We start from the raw sequence: 15983 nt of genomic DNA, 5'->3' as shown, positions 1-15983 counted from the left end.
CGATGCTTTCGACGCTATTTATCGCGCTGCGGTTCGTGCATTTCGCCTCGTTAATGGTGCTGCTGGGCAGCACCATTTGCAGCGTATTCCTTGCCCCCCAGACGTTTAAACCCGTTCTGGTTGCGCGGCTTGCTAAACAATGGCGCACGGCTATCTGGCTGGCCCTTATTAGCGCGGCGGCCATGCTGTCAGTGCAGGCTGGATTGATGGGCAACGGCTGGGTGGATACCGTTAGCCCTCAGGTTCTGGAAGCGGTATTGGGCACCCGGTTCGGCTCAGTCTGGATATGGCAGATAGTGCTGGGCGTAGTGACCGTCGTTGTCTTCCTCCTCAAACCCCGTGTGCTGCAAAGCGTACTCATGCTGCTTGCCGCATCCCAGCTGATTTTACTGGCGGGCGTAGGTCATGCCGCAATGCATGAAGGGCTGCTGGGTGGGGTACAGCGTATCAACCACGCCATCCATCTGCTAAGCGCGGCATGGTGGGTGGGGGGACTACTCCCGCTGTTGATGTGTATGCACATGGCGCGCAAACCCCGCTGGCGGCATGCGGCCATCACCGCGATGATGCGCTTTTCACGCTACGGGCACCTTGCCGTTGCTGCAGTACTCGTGACGGGGGGCGTGAACGGGGTATTGATCCTCGGCTGGTCGCTACCGCTGGAGAGCCATTATGTGCAATTGTTGCTGGTAAAAGTTGCCCTTGTTGCCGTAATGGTGACAATAGCGCTGGTGAATCGCTATCTCCTGGTGCCACGTATGAATGAGGCGCAGGAAGCAGCACAAATTCGTTTCGTCCAGCTGACCTGGCTGGAAGTCATTATGTCGGTGGCGGTTCTCCTTGCGGTGAGCATCTTCGCCACCTGGGAGCCGTTTTAGCGGCAGCTGGTCTGAGAGAAATTGATGAAAAAGAGCATTTTGACGCTGTTATTACTGGCCGTTAGCGGGACGGCGCTTGCGGCCCCGCAAATCATCACGGTAAGCCGTTTTGAAGTAGGCAAAGACAAGTGGGCGTTTAATCGTGAAGAGGTGATGCTGAGCTGCCGGGGAGACCATGCCTTGTTTGCTATCAATCCGAGCACGCTGATGCAGTACCCGCTGAATGATAAAGCCGAACAAATGGTTAAAAGCGGCAAAACAACCGGGCAGCCGATAAGCGTCATTCAGGTTGACGATCCCAGTGCACCGGGCCAAAAAATGAGCCTGGCACCGTTTATCGACCGCGCAGAGAAGCTGTGTAAATAACCCGCCCCGCGCTAACTCCAAAAAAAACAGCAATAGCCGATGACCGGTTATTGCTGTTTTCATTGCAATAATAACCTGACGAAAGGTTTTTTTCCGAACACTTAAGTGCCGGACTGGCAAACCTGCGTCGGTCATCTATTCTTAATAGGCAAGGCGACTAAGCCTGCATTAATGCCAACTTTTAGCGCACGGCTCTCTCCCAGGAGCCATTTCCCTGGACCGAATATAGGAATCGTATTCGGTCTTTTTTTTGTCTGCATCATAGCGATTTACCGCCATCCTGGCTTCTCGCCGCAGCATTTTTATCATATCGCCGGGAAGGGTGAAGTCCAGCAGTTTTTTAACATTTTTGCTACTTTTTTAAGCCATGCGTTCTCGCTCATACTGTTTGAATAATGATTTGCTATAACCCTCAGCTTTAATCGAATTTGCGCCTGTGCGGGGGTGAGCGGTGTTTATTTATAAAAAAACTTCTTACAAAGACCGTGTTGCTGATAAAAAGTACGTTTTGTAACGTAGCGGGTCTGATAACTCAACGTATAAAAACCTCATGAAATTAAAAGTCGCTTTAACCTCTATTCTCCTTTTTACCGCTGTTGCTGCCCATGCGGATTGTGATGCTCAAAAAGCGGCACGTAATGCTGCGATGAACGCGACAGTAGGTGTGTCCGGGCACTGCACGCCGAAAAATGTCACTAAAGATGCGTTGCGGGACAATACCAATCTCGATGAGAAGAAAAGCAACCTGAACAATAAAACCCAGAACGTGAAAAATACGGCAAACGATGCTCGCAACACCGCGAACGAAGTAAAAAATGTCGTTACAGATTAAACCCTGTTTTATTGCCTGAAAGGCGACAAATTCTGACTGGCAAATTCACGGACTTCTCAGAAAAGGGAGAATGATCATCATGAAAAAAATCGTACTTATCGCGACCAGTTTTCTCATGCTGGCGAGTCATAGCACTCTTGCCGGGACCAAAACCCTTGTCGAGTATGGCGTTGTACAGCAAAGCCATATTATTGCTGGCTCGCAGGGTGTTTACCATCCGCTGCGTAGCGTAGCTGCAGGCGCGCTGGGCGGTGTGGTTGGACACCAGTTTGGTAACGGTAAAGGTAAAACGGCTATGACTGCCGCTGGCGCTATCGCCGGCGCTTCTGCCTCTCGCTATCATCAGGGTCAGCAACGCGGGGTTCAGAAGGTTGATCTGCTTATCAAGACTGATAATGGGCAAACCATTGATGTCGTGCAGACGCTTGATGGCAACCTTGTCTTCAATCCTGGAGATAAGGTGCGTATTTTGACCCAGGGATCTAATACCAGCGTCGATAAATCTGTTTAAGGCCTTGCCGTAAAACGAACTGATGAGCCCTGGCATTCGCCGGGGTTTTTTACATTCATTAGCATCCTCATGATTCTGCCAGTACAATCACGCCCGGCCTGGCCACAACCGCCCTGACGGCGCGGTCATAAAATAATAAACCTGCAAAGACGAATCTATGACAATCACTCAAACACAGATACATGCCAGGGAAAACTCCCTCAGGTATGTCCTACGTTCTCCGCGCCTGCTTGTGCGCGAGACCCTGGCGGGGGTGATTACCGCCCTGGCGCTGATCCCGGAAGTTATCTCTTTTTCCGTTATTGCCGGGGTCGATCCTAAAGTCAGCCTGGTGGCATCCATTGTGCTTTGCCTTGCGATGTCGGTATTAGGCGGCCGCCCGGCCATGGTGACCGCAGCGGCGGGCTCAGTTGCGTTAGTCATCGGGCCGATGGTTCATCAATACGGCGTAGGATATATTTTACCCGCCGTTGTGCTGGCGGGGCTTATCCAGATTCTGTTCGGCGTCACTGGCCTTGCGCGGATGATGCGTTACATTCCGTTGTCGGTGATGACGGGATTTGTCAACGCGCTGGGGATCCTGATTTTCTTTGCCCAGGTACCTCACGTCTGGGGAAATAACCCGCTGGTCTGGGGATTATTTGCGGCGACCCTTGCCATTGTTCTGCTACTTCCACGCGTCCTGAAAACCGTTCCGTCGCCGCTGGTGGCCATTGTGGTCATCACCGTGGCGAGTGTCGCGATGGGCTGGAACACGCCGACCGTTGGCGATACCGGCCCGATGAAAGCAGGTCTGCCTGGGCTGACCGAACTGCTGGTGCCCGCAAATCTGGAGACGTTGCGTATCATCTGGCCCTGCGCGCTGAGCATCGCTTTCGTTGGCCTGATGGAGTCTTTACTGACCGCGAAGCTGGTGGATGAGCTGACCGATACGCCTTCAAGCAAGCGTCGTGAATGCTGGGGCCTGGGCGTGGCTAACATTTTTGCTGGTTTCTACGGTGGGATTGCCGGCTGTGCGATGATTGGGCAGACGATTGTTAACGTTGAACTCGGCAGGGGCCGCACAAGAGTATCGACCCTGGCGGCCGGCCTGGTTCTGCTGCTGCTGGTGACCGGACTAAGCAATATGATGGCGAAAATCCCGATGGTGGTTCTGGCGGGCATTATGATGATTGTGGCGGTGAAAACGCTCAACTGGCATAGCGTCAAGCCTGCGACGCTCAGACGCATGCCTGTTCCGGAGACGCTGGTGATGATTGTCACCGTCGCCGTAACCGTTTACACCGGCAATCTGGCTATGGGCGTGTTAGGCGGCGTGATTTTCGCCATGATGCTTTTTGCCCGCCGTATTGCGCACGTCGTGCGAGCGGATCGTCAGCTTGCCGTTGACGGACAGTCTGTCCGCTATACGGTCACCGGGCCGCTGTTCTTCGCCAGCAGTAACGATCTGTTTGAACATTTCCACTACGCAGATGACCCGCAGAAGGTGGTTATCGATCTGTCCCATGCGCAAATATGGGATGCGTCAACCGTGGCGGTACTGGACGCTATCGAAACGCGTTACCAGCGTTATGATGCCAAAGTTGAGATCGTTGGGCTGGATATTCGCAGCGCGGACTTCCACGAACGGCTCACCGGCAAGCTGTAACTCTCTAACGGCCAGCATTCCGCAATGGGGTGCTGGCATCTCCAGTGTTTATCACCGCCCTTTGGGGTCTGCATCACACTTTTCCCTATAAATCTCTGCCGTCGACAGTGTTCAAATCATAAGCTGGCGAATTAAACATTTCTTTAACATTATCGTTGCGGCTGCGGCGGAATAAACTTATTACTATTTAACCGCTTACTTTTCAGGGCGGCCCCGCATCTTGATGACAATAATGAACAGGACGATGTATGACGACAAAACCCGTCGCCGAGACTTTTGCGCAAGCGAGCTTGTTCCAGACGTTAAAAACCTTCCCGGCAACCGTTCACGCGCTGCTCTTTTTTACGCTTGTCATTCGCTTTAACTATTTCATGGCATGGCCGTTTATCGCCGTGATCATGACGCAAAATTACCATATGTCACCGATTGCTATCGGCCTGGCAATGACCAGCATCGCGGTGCCTATCCTGGTGCCTCTACGCTGACGACGCTTGGCATTGCGATTGGGCCGCTGATTGGCGGCGTGATGCTGGCCTTGACCGGCGCAGGGGTATTTATCTCCACCGCGTTGCTCAGCCTGCTGTTGTGCGCGATTATCTACGCCTGCAGGGTCAGCATGCTGTCACGCTTGCAGGACTCATAATAATAAATGGGGAATGAAAATGATCACCGAAGCACCAGATATAGAAACCCAGCGGCTGACGCTGCGTCAGATAACGCCGGGTGATTTTGATGCACTGGCCGCCTGCTGGGCCGACCCGGAGATGGTGAAGTTTATCGGCAGCGGTATGCCGCAAAGCGCAGAGTTGACATGGGGACGTTTGCTCCGTTATATCGGCCACTGGCACGCATTCGGTTACGGCTACTGGGCCATATTTGAGAAAGCGACGGGGCGCTATATCGGCTCGTTCGGCTTTCAGGACGCCCATCGCGATCTTACTCCCGCGCTGGAATACCCGGAGGCCGGCTGGTCTTTAATTCCTGCCGTACACGGGAAGGGATACGCAAAGGAAGCGCTGGCCGCTATTCTCAAGTGGGCGGACAGCGCGTTTGACGGCCCGGTCTGCTGCATTATTGATGACGATAATCATCGCTCTATCCATCTTGCTGAGAGTTCGGGCTTTCGGTTTCAGCACCTTGTGAGCTACCACGGTAAACAGGTGCGTATGTTTGTCCGCAGGCCTGCCAGATAGCGTTGAACCCTCTGGCCTATACTTGTTAATCAGGTACGGGCTGAAGGAGGCCATATGTATCAGCGTATCGACGGTGACGGATGGCGGCATATCTACATTGTGGGCGACCTGCACGGGTGCCTGTCGAAAATGGTCACGCAGCTGAAGGCCCATCATTTCGACCCCTGGCAGGATCTGATTATCTCTGTGGGCGACGTTATCGATCGCGGCCCGGACAGCCCCGGCTGCCTGGCATTGCTGGACAAGCGCTGGTTCAGAGCTGTACGTGGTAATCACGAAGAGATGGCGGTAGACGCTTTAGAGCAGGGCGACAGAATGCTGTGGGTGATGAACGGAGGAGACTGGTTTCGCGGGCTATCTGAACCATGTCAGGCAAGGGTGAGTGAGAGGCTGCGCCATTGCAGCGAGCTGCCGCTCATTATTGAGCTGCATACCGGGAGGAAAACGCTGGTTGTTGCCCATGCGGATTACCCTTCGTCCCATTACGCATGGAATAAGCAGGTGGATAAGCATCGCCTGGTGTGGAGCCGCGAGCGGCTGAATCGCCATATGCAGGGGAAGGGGGAGAACATCACCGGGGCCGATGAGTTTTATTTCGGACATACACCGCTAAAAGAAGCCGCGCACTACCACAACCAGCACTATATCGATACCGGGGCGGTATTCGGCAACAGGCTGACGCTGGTCCAGGTGCAGTAAGCGTTACAGATCGCTGTACTCCTGCGCCGGACGCCAGAAGCTGTCGATAAACTCTTCCACCGGGTAACACCCTCCGTGACGCATCCGCTGTTCATCCATAGCCGAGAGGCACTGCTGCTCGGTATTAAACACGTCAATCACGATATCGTCACAGCCACCGTCCAGGTAACAAACAAATAAAACCAAAGCAAACATTAGCGCCTCTTAACCGCTCCGTTTAGTTCTATTGTAGGGGATATGGCGGAAAGGGGGAAATAACCCGTCTGCGCGACGGGTTCATCTTGGGTCAGGCAAGACGCATGACCCAGGCATCGGACTGCTGATCGTAACGCTGGCGGTATAGCACGGAGTGTTCGCCGTCGAGAACGGCAGGAATGCTGGTTTCATCATCCCAGGCATCTAGCTGCATGCACAGGTCAGGGTCGGATTTACAGGGAATGGTTAACGTTCGTTCCCCTTGCTGCTCGCCTTGCAGTTCGGCATCGTCGATCTCGAAGATGCCTATTCGTACGTTTGTCTTCGTCATCTCGCTCTCCTTTGTGCACTTAGTGTGGTATGACCAGTTTAATCGCCCAGTCTTGAGCGTAGTCAAACGTGCAAAAAGTGCCAACAAAAAAGCGCTCCTTTTCAGGCAAATTAACGGCTGCCGGCAAACAGCTTGCCATCACGCACCAGCTCGCGCGGATAGCTATTTTTCAGGCGCGATCCTATTTTTTTTGCCAGACCAACAGGTTGGCCCTGATAAGTCACCACAACGTCATCGCTGCCCGGTGAAGACTCCGGATAAACGTCACGTCCGTGATACCACTCGTCTGCTTCCTGCTCCGTCAGAGCGAAGGCCAACGGTGAATCGCCACTGACAAGAGAGATCACCGCTTCGTGCTGCCAGCGGTATCCCTTGTTGTACTGTTCAGCCAGGCGCAGACCAATGCGGGAGAAGCGGACTTTGCCAAACAGCGGAATAATCTCCTCAGGGAACAGCCAGACTTCTTTATCACGCTGCCACAGTTTGAGATTATCGCCCCAGCGGATACCCACCTTCGCGGCGGAGGCGATCACATCGGCGGCCTGGCGGCCATGCAGCGGAGCAAACGGGAACTTGCCCACTTTGTAACCCGGCGCGGGAAGCGGTTCGACAGAAGCCGTTTTACGCAGGCGAGCGACGAAAAATCCTTCGCAGTCATAAATTTGCGGGAAAACATGCAGGAAGCCTTCTGGCGTAATCGCCTTATCGGCCTCCGGGAAGAGATCGTTTAAAGGCTCAATTTCCACCGCCTCCGGCCACTCATCAAGCAGCCACTGGCAGATTTGCTGATTCTCTTCACGGTTCAACGTACAGGTGGAGTAGATCAGCGTGCCGCCTGGTTTGAGGGCGTGAAATGCGCTGGCGATGAGCTCGCGCTGGGTATTGGCGATGCCGGAAGTGCTTTCTGGCGTCCAGTTACGCAGCGCGTCGGGATCTTTACGTACCACGCCTTCGCCAGAGCAGGGAGCATCCAGCAGAATGGCATCAAAGCACTCCGGGAGCGCCGCCCCAAATACCCGGCCATCAAAATGGGTCAGGGCAACATTGCTGATGCCGCAGCGGCTGATATTGGCATGCAGCACTTTCACCCGGCTGGCGGAGTATTCGTTAGCAAGGATCGCCCCCTGGTTACCCATCCGTGCCGCGATTTGTGTGGTCTTAGAGCCAGGGGCTGCGGCAACATCCATAATGCGCTGTGGTTCACGGCCGTCGGCGAACAGGGCCGTCACGGGCAGCATGGAACTCGCCTCCTGAATATAAAACATGCCGCTCAGATGTTCGGCGGTGCTGCCAAGAGGCAGGCTGTCTTCGTCCTCTCGTTCAATCCAGAATCCTTCCGCACACCATGGAATCGGCGTCAGCTGCCAGTTATACGGTTCGACCAGCGCAAGAAAATCGGCAACCGAAATCTTCAGGGTATTGACGCGCAGGCTACGGCGCAGCGGACGCCGGCTGTACTCGATGAAATCTTCAAGCGTGAGATTAGCCGGTAGCGCATCACGTATTACGTCAAGAAAAGCCTGCGGGAGGAAAGCGGAGTGAGATTGAGCCACGAAGGGAGTTCCAGAGAAAAATAAGGCGCGCAGTGTAGCATAAAAATGCGGCTCAGCGGACCGGCCCCGGTATTGACCGGGGCCTCAAACGGATGACAAACCCAAACCGAATGGAATTCGAAAAGATCTCACCGAATAAATAATAAGGAAAATCAATTCATTGATTTTCGCCTGCTTACCACAAAGAAGGAAAAACCACGCTTTTTCCTTCTTTGTCAGTAATCTACGGCCCCGGTCAATACCGGGGCCAGTGATTGCTTAGCGCGGCAGGGCGGTGCCCCATTGACGCCACTCTTTTGGTTCACTTTCCAACAGCAGGAAGTGTTTACCAGTCCCTGCTTTAGGTGCCAGCGGCGTGCCAGGCGGCGTGGCGAAGGCGACGCCGCCGCGGATGAACTGTTTGAAGGTTCCCGTTTTGACTACGCCACCGGTCAGCCCGAAATCGAGGCTGTAGCCCGAAGCCAGCCAGAACACCGAGCTGTCCCGCACAAGATGCTGGAAGCGTTTACTGATTCGCAGACCTACCATGACGCGATCGGATAAGTTACCCAGCGTCAGCCCGGTGACCGTACCGACTTCGACACCACGGAACAGAACCGGCGTGCCGATGCTTAATGAACCTGCTTCAGGCACTTCAAGTACGATGTTCAGGCCGTCGGAATAACGCGAATCGGTAATCGTGGCTTCCTGTAGCTCAAAGTCCCGGCGAGCAGACCCCCGGCCTGGCTCCACGTTGATGTAGGGCTGCAAAATAGTATCCAGATTGTCGATGCCCGCCGCGGAAATCTTCGGCGTGACAACGGAGAACCGGGTGCCACCGCGCGCAAATGTCTTAACATACTCTGGATAGAGAACGGCTTTTGCTTCTACCTCGCTGCGTGACGCGGTGAGGTTAATCGTTTCCAGCTGGCCAATATCAATCCCCAGATAGCGAATTGGCATACCTGCAGAGAGCTTGTTCGCATCGAAGGTGTGTAAGGTTATCTGGCTACCAACCGCACGGGCGGCCGTTTCGGAAGCATAGAGAACGCGTTTATCTGCTTTCGTCAGGCCTGCACCAGCACCGCTAAGATTATCAAAACTGATTGCCCCTTTCAGCGCCCGGGAGAGCGGGGAGGCCTGCACGGTCAACCCGTTACCGTTAAGCTGAACGCGAGCGCCGCCTTCGGCCCAGAAAACGCTGTTGGCGGTCAGCAGATGACGGAACTCAGGTTTAATATGCACGTCGATATCAAAGCTGTTGCTCTTTGGTCGTACGGTGATGATTTCACCCACCTGGAACTTGCGGTAAAGCACTACGGAACCCGTCTGAATATCCGGCAGGCTTGCGGCGGTTAGCGTCAGCGTTGTTGTTGGCAAATCGCTGAGGCTATTTTCAACCGCCTTTTCCAGATTGGCGTAAAGCGGGTAGGTGGATTTCATCGCTCCTTTTTCGCCCGGCAGTACGCGAATGCCGCCGCTTAGCCACTCTCCGGCGCTGGCCCCGAGAAACTCGACGCCGTCCATGCCTAACTTCACGTCAAGACGGCTGTTGACCACAAACTTGCTGTCACCCTGTAGCAGGTGACGATATTGCGGCTCAATGGCCACCGCGAAGCTGACGCCTTTTTTACTCAGCGAGCGTTCCAGCACCTGACCTATCTGGATGCCGTGGAGGATCACGGGCTGGCCCGCGTCAATGCCGTAGCTCTCCGGTGCGGTCAGCGTCAGGGTAAGCACATCAGGCTGCTGCAACGGCGTTTTGTCACTTGGCAGGATCACAAAGTGGTTTTGTGGCTCACCCTCACCGGGCACCAGCTCGAAGGTTTTACCCGTCAGCAGACTGCTGATATTAGGGTTGCTGAGTGACACTTTCGGGCTGCGCAGTTCAATTCGCGTACCAGTTCGCAGTAGGTTAACCACGCCTGGGTCTACGGTCATTTCCCCCGTGACCGCGCCGCCAGGATTCAGATCCAGCCTGGTCAGCGTCCCCACTTCAAGCCCCTGATACATGAGCGGCGTGGAGTCAGCTTTCAGTCCGGCACCGTCGGGCAGATCCAGTTTCACCAGCACGCCTCGCTGGCTGTGCGCCAGGTCTTCGTAGAGGCCAAATTCGTCGTCAGCTTTCGCCTGAGCCGATTTGTCCGGGGAGTCGAACGCAATGGCGCCGTTGACCAGTGCGGCAAGGCTTTCAAGCTGCACGTGCGCCCCGCTGAGGCTGATGTCAGTTTTCACCCCTGAGACATTCCAGAAACGGCTGCCTTTTTTCACCAGGTTTGCGAAGCGGCGGTCAATCAGTACGTCAATGGTCACGCCCTGTTTGTTCTGATTGATGGTGTAGTCATAGACTCGGCCAACCGGAATTTTACGGAAGTAGACCAGCGATCCGCTGTTGAGTGAGCCAAGGTCAGGAGCGTGCAGGTGGATCATCAGCTCGCCGTTGTTCAGGCGGTATTTCGGCTGGGTGTCCAGCGCGGTGAAATGTTTTTTGGGTTCGCCTTTCCCCGGCATCATGCCGATGTAGTTACCGCCGACCAGCGCATCAAGGCCGGAAACGCCGGCCAGTGAAGCTCTAGGGGTAACCAGCCAGAACTGAGTTTGGTCACGCAGCGCATCTTTCATGTCGCTTTTGATGCTGACTTTGACCTCAATTTTATTGAGGTTCTTTCCCAGACTGATGCTTTGCACGGTGCCCACTTCCACACCCTGGAAGCGCACGGGGGTGCGTCCGGCGACGATGCCGTCTGCCGACACAAAATCGATAGTCGCAGTGGTCCCTCGCTCCTGATACGTTGTCCAGATAAGCCAGCTCGCAATCAGCAAGGCGATAATCGGCAATAACCAGAAAGGAGAGATCCGGCGTTTAGTTTTAATTCGCGCTTCAGTCGGCGAAGCGGGCGTTTCCTGACTCATGTGCGTCCCAAAGTAGTCGGCTATCCAGCCATTCGACTGCAAGAATAGTCAAAATGACCGCCGCGCCAAAATAAAACGCGGCCGGTCCCATAGTAAATGCCAGCAGCTGATCGCGATTGACCAATGACATCGTAAGTGCAATGACAAAGAGATCGAGCATTGACCAGCGGCCAATCCAGGTAATAAAGCGCAGCAGAAGAATACGTGTTCGCAGACCCCTCTCGCATTTGAAGTGAATGCTGAGTAACAGCGTAAGCATCACAATCACTTTGGTGAACGGGACGAGAATACTGGCGATGAAAACCACAATGGCAACCGGAATATTACCGCTGGCTAAAGAAATAATCCCGGACAGGATGGTATCTTCCTGACGTGAGCCATTGACGTAAATAATCGAGATTGGCAGCAGGTTTGCAGGCAAAAGAAACACGATGGAAGCAATAAGCGCAGCCCATGATTTTTGCAAACTGTGCCGACGGCGATTGCGTAGGGGCACATGACAGCGCGGACAGCGTCCACGTTTGTCCGGAATACCGGTGAAATCGCAGCCAAGGCAAACGCGAAGCTGAGCGTTACAGACACGGGGAGGGCGCTGGGGATAGAAACGTTCCCAGAGTTGCTCCACATTCAGGTGAATCATCGTCATCAGACTGAGTACCACCAGCGCGACAAATGCGACAAGGCCTACCCCTGGCTGCATAAAGGCATACTCTTTGACCTTGATGGACGCCACGCCAATGCCGACCAGGTAGATATCGAGCATTACCCACTCTTTGAGTTTATCGAGCATCAGCAACACGGGACGCAAGTTCATGCCCAATTTATTGCCGAAATAAAGATAGATAATGGCCGCCACGAGGGTGGCTGGCGCGCCGACGGCGCAAAAGAGCACCATGGCGGCCGTTATCGGGTCGCCCTGGTGCGTCATCTGCCAGATACCCTGGAAGACATTGGCGTCGATCTTTGCGCCCAGTAAATAGATGCGCACCAGCGGCTCGGAAAAGGCCACCGGCATCAGTAGCAGCATGGCAACGGCCATCGCGGCTAAGCGGGTCAGCGACCAGTCCCGCCCGTGATGCACTTTGGCATCGCAGCAAGGGCAGTACGCACTCTGGGTGGATTTAACCTGGGGCAACGAGAAAAGGGTATCGCATTGGGAACAACGCTGATAACGTGCCTGCGGCAAAGCCTGACTAATGGCGTGTATTTTCATGTTTCGTCGTCGGCCAGGAAGAGCAATGCAGCATGTCGCCTCTCAATTAGTTATGAATTATTCATTTAGCCTATAGTAATTCATAAAATGATACACCTTGTGGCGCAACGCATTTAGTGCTTATTTTAGTATGCTATGCAGGCGAGTCAGACAATAAATGGTTATTTAATGAACAAAGAACAATTTTACGCGGATTTAAATCGCGATTTCAGTGCATTAATGGCAGGTGAAACAAGTTTTTTGGCGACGCTGGCCAATACCAGCGCGCTGCTCTTCGAACGGCTGGAGGCGGTGAACTGGGCAGGCTTCTATCTTCTTGAATCCAATACGCTGGTGCTGGGCCCGTTTCAGGGCAAAATCGCTTGCGTGCGCATTCCTGTCGGTAAAGGGGTGTGCGGCACAGCGGTTTCAACCGGTGACGTACAGCGGGTGGAAGATGTGCACGCCTTTGACGGCCACATCGCCTGTGATGCCTCAAGTAATTCCGAAATTGTCTTCCCGCTGGTGGTGAATGACGAGGTCATCGGGGTTCTGGACATCGACAGCACCGACTACGGGCGTTTTACCCCGGAAGACCAACAAGGCCTGTCCAAACTGGTTTTGCAGCTTTCGGAGCTGCTTGCCGCAACGGATTATAAAAAATTCTTCACTCGATAGCATGATAAGCGACGGATAACGTGGCATTTGCCGGTAGCGTCATTATAATGTCGCCTGTTCATGCCCGCGGATTATTGGCTACTCCGTTGTAATCAGGAAATTTCATGGAAAATCAACCCAAGTTGAATAGCAGCAAAGAAGTTATCGCCTTTTTGGCTGAGCGTTTCCCACAGTGTTTTAGTGCTGAAGGTGAAGCTCGCCCCCTGAAGATTGGAATCTTCCAGGATCTGGTCGCGCGTGTTGAAGGCGAAATGAGCCTCAGTAAGACTCAGCTTCGCTCCGCGTTACGTCTTTATACTTCAAGCTGGCGCTACCTGTACGGTATCAAAGTCGGTGCGGTTCGCGTCGACCTCGACGGCAACCCTTGCGGGGAGCTGGACGAGCAACACGTAGAGCATGCCCGTAAGCAGCTCGAAGAAGCAAAAGCTCGCGTTCAGGCTCAGCGCGCTGAACAGCAAGCGAAAAAACGTGAAGCCGCCATTGCCAACGGTGAGACAGTCGAAGACAAACCTCGTCGTGAGCGCAAACCTCGTCCGACTCAGGCTCCACGTCGTAAGGAAACTTCAGAGCGTAAACCACGCGCTGAAAAACCGGCTGCACCTGCGCCGCGTGAAGAGAAACGCACGCCAGTTACGGATATTACGGCTCTGCAGGTTGGCCAGGCAATTAAAGTCAAAGCGGGTAACAACGCGATGGATGCCACCGTACTGGAAATTACCAAAGATGGCGTCCGTGTACAGCTGACTTCTGGTATGGCTATGATTGTACGCGCAGAACATTTGTCGTTCTGAAACGGAGGCCAGACCCGGCATGAACAAACTCTTTAAGCTTACGGCCGTCGCTAGCCTGCTATTTGTTGCAGGCAGCGCGCTTGCCGTTGAGAACATCACGCGTGCCGATCAGATTCCCGTCCTTAAGGAAGAAACTCAGCACGCAACGGTGAGTGAGCGCGTAACCTCGCGCTTTACTCGCTCGCATTACCGCCAGTTCGACCTCGATCAAAACTTCTCGGCAAAAATCTTTGACCGCTACCTCAACTTGCTCGACTACAGCCATAACGTGCTGCTTGCCAGCGACGTAGAGCAGTACGCGGCGAAGAAAGGTCAGATTGGCGATGAGTTCCGTTCCGGTAAGCTGGATGTCTTCTACGATTTGTACAATCTGGGTCAGAAGCGCCGCTTTGAACGTTACCAGTACGCGCTGAAGGTGTTAGAGCGGCCGATGGATTTCACCGGCAACGACACCTTTAATCTCGATCGCAGCAAATCCCCGTGGCCGACCAGCGTCGATGAGTTAAACAAACTCTGGGATGGCAAGGTGAAGTACGATGAACTTAGCCTGAAGCTGACCGGTAAAGACGAGAAGGAAATTCGTGAAACGCTGACCAAGCGTTATCAGTTCGCCATCCGCCGCCTGGCGCAGAGCAACAGCGAAGACGTCTTCTCTCTGGCCATGACCGCCTTTGCCCACGAAATCGACCCGCACACTAACTACCTCTCTCCTCGCAATACCGAGCAGTTCAACACCGAAATGAGCCTTTCTCTGGAAGGGATCGGTGCCGTGCTGCAAATGGATGATGACTACACGGTGATCAACTCCATGGTCGCGGGCGGCCCGGCTGCGAAAAGCAAAGCGATCACCGTGGGCGATCGTATTGTTGGCGTTGGTCAGACAGGTAAAGGCATGGTCGATGTGATCGGCTGGCGTTTAGATGACGTGGTTGCGTTAATCAAAGGGCCGAAGGGCAGCAAAGTGCGCCTTGAGATCCTGCCTGCTGGTAAGGGCACCAAAACCCGGACCATCACGCTAACGCGTGAACGCATTCGCCTTGAAGATCGTGCCGTGAAGCTGACGGTAAAAACCGTAGGCAAAGATAAAGTTGGCGTGCTGGATATTCCTGGTTTCTACGTGGGCCTGACGGATGACGTCAAAGTTCAGCTGCAGAAAATGGAAAAACAGAACGTGAAGAGTGTGATCATCGATCTGCGTTCTAACGGCGGCGGCGCGCTGACTGAAGCGGTCTCCTTGTCGGGTCTGTTTATCCCAAGCGGCCCGGTAGTCCAGGTTCGTGATAACAACGGTAAAGTTCGCGAAGACAGCGATACCGATGGCGTTGTCTATTACAAAGGTCCGCTCGTGGTCATGGTTGATCGCTTCAGCGCTTCAGCATCCGAAATTTTTGCTGCGGCAATGCAGGATTACGGTCGTGCGCTGATCGTTGGCGAACCAACCTTTGGTAAAGGCACCGTGCAGCAGTATCGTTCACTGAATCGTATTTACGATCAGATGCTGCGCCCGGAATGGCCTGCTCTTGGCTCCGTGCAGTACACCATTCAGAAGTTCTACCGCATTAACGGCGGCAGTACCCAACGTAAAGGTGTTACGCCGGATATCATGATGCCAACCGGCACGCAAGAGACTGAAACCGGTGAGAAGTTCGAGGATAACGCGCTTCCGTGGGACAGCGTCAACGCTGCCACGTATGTGAAGTCTGGCGATCTGAAACCGTTCGAACCTCAGCTGTTGAAAATGCACCAGGACCGCATCGCCGTGGATCCTGAATTCCAGTACATCTCAAAGGACATTGCACGATTCAATGCCCTGAAAGAGAAGCGCAACATTGTTTCCCTGAATCTCGCTCAGCGTGAGAAAGAAAACCAGGAAGATGATGCGACGCGGCTGGCACGCATCAACGATCGCTATAAGCGTGAAGGCAAAGCGCCGCTGAAAAAGCTGGACGATTTGCCGAAGGATTATCAGGAACCCGATCCGTATCTTGATGAAACGGTTCACATCGCCCTCGACCTCTCGAAGATGGAAAAGGACAAGCCGGCGGAACAACCGGCAGCGACCAGGTAATCCCCCAATGGGCCCATTAAACCGGGCCCATTTTTCTACCTCTCTCAAGCCACGTCAGCCCTCTCTCTGTATAATGTAAAGTTATGTATTATTAATCACTTGTGAAGCCGCAATGCTTGAAAATGGCGGACTTGCCCCTACGATGTGGGGTAACGC

16 protein-coding genes are annotated in these 15983 nt (G+C 53.9%); 11 read left to right on the top strand and 5 right to left on the bottom strand.

Annotated features, from left to right (window positions below; all coding sequences use genetic code 11):
• Positions 1-2 precede the first annotated feature (2 nt).
• The 8 genes from copD to HYQ67_RS00605 all read left to right on the top strand — a co-directional run bounded on the left by copD (position 3) and on the right by HYQ67_RS00605 (position 6127).
• Positions 3-878 carry a copper homeostasis membrane protein CopD gene (copD, locus tag HYQ67_RS00640; protein ID WP_202300674.1) on the top strand — a complete coding sequence of 292 codons (876 nt, stop codon included), beginning with the start codon at positions 3-5 and terminating at the stop codon, positions 876-878.
• A 24-nt stretch (positions 879-902) separates the two neighbouring features.
• Entirely contained in the window at positions 903-1244 is a 342-nt protein-coding gene (locus tag HYQ67_RS00635; protein ID WP_202300672.1) for a YebY family protein, read from the top strand.
• Positions 1245-1794: 550 nt separating this feature from the next.
• A complete protein-coding gene (locus HYQ67_RS00630; protein WP_202300670.1) occupies positions 1795-2076 on the top strand; it encodes a hypothetical protein in 282 nt (93 codons plus the stop codon).
• Positions 2077-2155: 79 nt separating this feature from the next.
• Positions 2156-2587, top strand: a complete 432-nt coding sequence (locus HYQ67_RS00625) for a glycine zipper 2TM domain-containing protein (RefSeq protein WP_202300669.1) — start codon at positions 2156-2158, stop codon at positions 2585-2587.
• 157 nt (positions 2588-2744) lie between these two features.
• Positions 2745-4235, top strand: a complete 1491-nt coding sequence (locus HYQ67_RS00620; protein WP_202300668.1) for a SulP family inorganic anion transporter — start codon at positions 2745-2747, stop codon at positions 4233-4235.
• Between the two features lie 248 nt (positions 4236-4483).
• Positions 4484-4720: a hypothetical protein gene (locus tag HYQ67_RS00615; RefSeq protein WP_237391024.1), complete on the top strand. Its 237-nt coding sequence runs from the start codon at positions 4484-4486 to the stop codon at positions 4718-4720.
• 177 nt (positions 4721-4897) lie between these two features.
• Positions 4898-5428 carry a GNAT family N-acetyltransferase gene (locus tag HYQ67_RS00610; RefSeq protein WP_202300667.1) on the top strand — a complete coding sequence of 177 codons (531 nt, stop codon included), beginning with the start codon at positions 4898-4900 and terminating at the stop codon, positions 5426-5428.
• Between the two features lie 54 nt (positions 5429-5482).
• On the top strand, positions 5483-6127 hold the full coding sequence (locus tag HYQ67_RS00605) for a metallophosphoesterase (protein ID WP_202300666.1): 645 nt from the start codon (positions 5483-5485) through the stop codon (positions 6125-6127).
• Positions 6128-6130: 3 nt separating this feature from the next.
• Here HYQ67_RS00605 and HYQ67_RS00600 read toward each other — a convergent pair whose 3' ends face one another.
• The 5 genes from HYQ67_RS00600 to yebS form a co-directional block, all read right to left on the bottom strand.
• The gene (locus HYQ67_RS00600; RefSeq protein WP_202300665.1) at positions 6131-6322 is read right to left on the bottom strand and encodes a YdfD/YebW family protein; all 192 of its coding nucleotides are present in this window, start codon (positions 6320-6322) and stop codon (positions 6131-6133) included.
• A gap of 91 nt (positions 6323-6413) precedes the next feature.
• The gene (locus HYQ67_RS00595; RefSeq protein ID WP_202300664.1) at positions 6414-6653 is read right to left on the bottom strand and encodes a YebV family protein; all 240 of its coding nucleotides are present in this window, start codon (positions 6651-6653) and stop codon (positions 6414-6416) included.
• Positions 6654-6763: 110 nt separating this feature from the next.
• A complete protein-coding gene (rsmF, locus tag HYQ67_RS00590) occupies positions 6764-8206 on the bottom strand; it encodes a 16S rRNA (cytosine(1407)-C(5))-methyltransferase RsmF (protein WP_202300663.1) in 1443 nt (480 codons plus the stop codon).
• Positions 8207-8464: 258 nt separating this feature from the next.
• Positions 8465-11098 (bottom strand): PqiB family protein, encoded by a 2634-nt coding sequence (locus HYQ67_RS00585; RefSeq protein WP_202300661.1) that lies wholly within the window; start codon positions 11096-11098, stop codon positions 8465-8467.
• The gene (yebS, locus tag HYQ67_RS00580) at positions 11067-12311 is read right to left on the bottom strand and encodes a membrane integrity lipid transport subunit YebS (RefSeq protein ID WP_202300659.1); all 1245 of its coding nucleotides are present in this window, start codon (positions 12309-12311) and stop codon (positions 11067-11069) included. Before yebS ends, HYQ67_RS00585 begins: the two co-directional genes overlap by 32 nt.
• 168 nt (positions 12312-12479) lie before the next feature.
• Here yebS and HYQ67_RS00575 point away from each other — a divergent pair, with 168 nt between their 5' ends.
• The 3 genes from HYQ67_RS00575 (at position 12480) to prc (ending at position 15827) form a co-directional block, all read left to right on the top strand.
• A complete protein-coding gene (locus tag HYQ67_RS00575) occupies positions 12480-12968 on the top strand; it encodes a GAF domain-containing protein (RefSeq protein WP_202300658.1) in 489 nt (162 codons plus the stop codon).
• Between the two features lie 104 nt (positions 12969-13072).
• Positions 13073-13759, top strand: coding sequence for an RNA chaperone ProQ (gene proQ / locus HYQ67_RS00570; RefSeq protein WP_202300657.1), 687 nt, complete (start codon positions 13073-13075; stop codon positions 13757-13759).
• Positions 13760-13778: 19 nt separating this feature from the next.
• A complete protein-coding gene (prc, locus tag HYQ67_RS00565; protein WP_202300656.1) occupies positions 13779-15827 on the top strand; it encodes a carboxy terminal-processing peptidase in 2049 nt (682 codons plus the stop codon).
• Positions 15828-15983 lie beyond the last annotated feature (156 nt).

The sequence above is a fragment of the Dryocola clanedunensis subsp. sulfonylureivorans genome, assembly GCF_016756775.1.
Classification (GTDB): Bacteria; Pseudomonadota; Gammaproteobacteria; order Enterobacterales; family Enterobacteriaceae; genus Dryocola; species Dryocola clanedunensis.
Note: the sequence above shows the minus strand (reverse complement) of the source record. Positions and strands in the feature narration are given on the sequence as shown.

Excerpts from the sequence above, each read along its gene's own strand:
- copD (WP_202300674.1), top strand. The coding sequence starts at position 3 with ATGCTTTCGACGCTATTTATCGCGCTGCGGTTCGTGCATTTCGCCTCG.
- HYQ67_RS00635 (WP_202300672.1), top strand. The coding sequence starts at position 903 with ATGAAAAAGAGCATTTTGACGCTGTTATTACTGGCCGTTAGCGGGACG.
- HYQ67_RS00630 (WP_202300670.1), top strand. The coding sequence starts at position 1,795 with ATGAAATTAAAAGTCGCTTTAACCTCTATTCTCCTTTTTACCGCTGTT.
- HYQ67_RS00625 (WP_202300669.1), top strand. The coding sequence starts at position 2,156 with ATGAAAAAAATCGTACTTATCGCGACCAGTTTTCTCATGCTGGCGAGT.
- HYQ67_RS00620 (WP_202300668.1), top strand. The coding sequence starts at position 2,745 with ATGACAATCACTCAAACACAGATACATGCCAGGGAAAACTCCCTCAGG.
- HYQ67_RS00615 (WP_237391024.1), top strand. The coding sequence starts at position 4,484 with ATGACGACAAAACCCGTCGCCGAGACTTTTGCGCAAGCGAGCTTGTTC.
- HYQ67_RS00610 (WP_202300667.1), top strand. The coding sequence starts at position 4,898 with ATGATCACCGAAGCACCAGATATAGAAACCCAGCGGCTGACGCTGCGT.
- HYQ67_RS00605 (WP_202300666.1), top strand. The coding sequence starts at position 5,483 with ATGTATCAGCGTATCGACGGTGACGGATGGCGGCATATCTACATTGTG.
- HYQ67_RS00600 (WP_202300665.1), bottom strand. The coding sequence starts at position 6,322 with ATGTTTGCTTTGGTTTTATTTGTTTGTTACCTGGACGGTGGCTGTGAC.
- HYQ67_RS00595 (WP_202300664.1), bottom strand. The coding sequence starts at position 6,653 with ATGACGAAGACAAACGTACGAATAGGCATCTTCGAGATCGACGATGCC.
- HYQ67_RS00585 (WP_202300661.1), bottom strand. The coding sequence starts at position 11,098 with ATGAGTCAGGAAACGCCCGCTTCGCCGACTGAAGCGCGAATTAAAACT.
- yebS (WP_202300659.1), bottom strand. The coding sequence starts at position 12,311 with ATGAAAATACACGCCATTAGTCAGGCTTTGCCGCAGGCACGTTATCAG.
- HYQ67_RS00575 (WP_202300658.1), top strand. The coding sequence starts at position 12,480 with ATGAACAAAGAACAATTTTACGCGGATTTAAATCGCGATTTCAGTGCA.
- proQ (WP_202300657.1), top strand. The coding sequence starts at position 13,073 with ATGGAAAATCAACCCAAGTTGAATAGCAGCAAAGAAGTTATCGCCTTT.
- prc (WP_202300656.1), top strand. The coding sequence starts at position 13,779 with ATGAACAAACTCTTTAAGCTTACGGCCGTCGCTAGCCTGCTATTTGTT.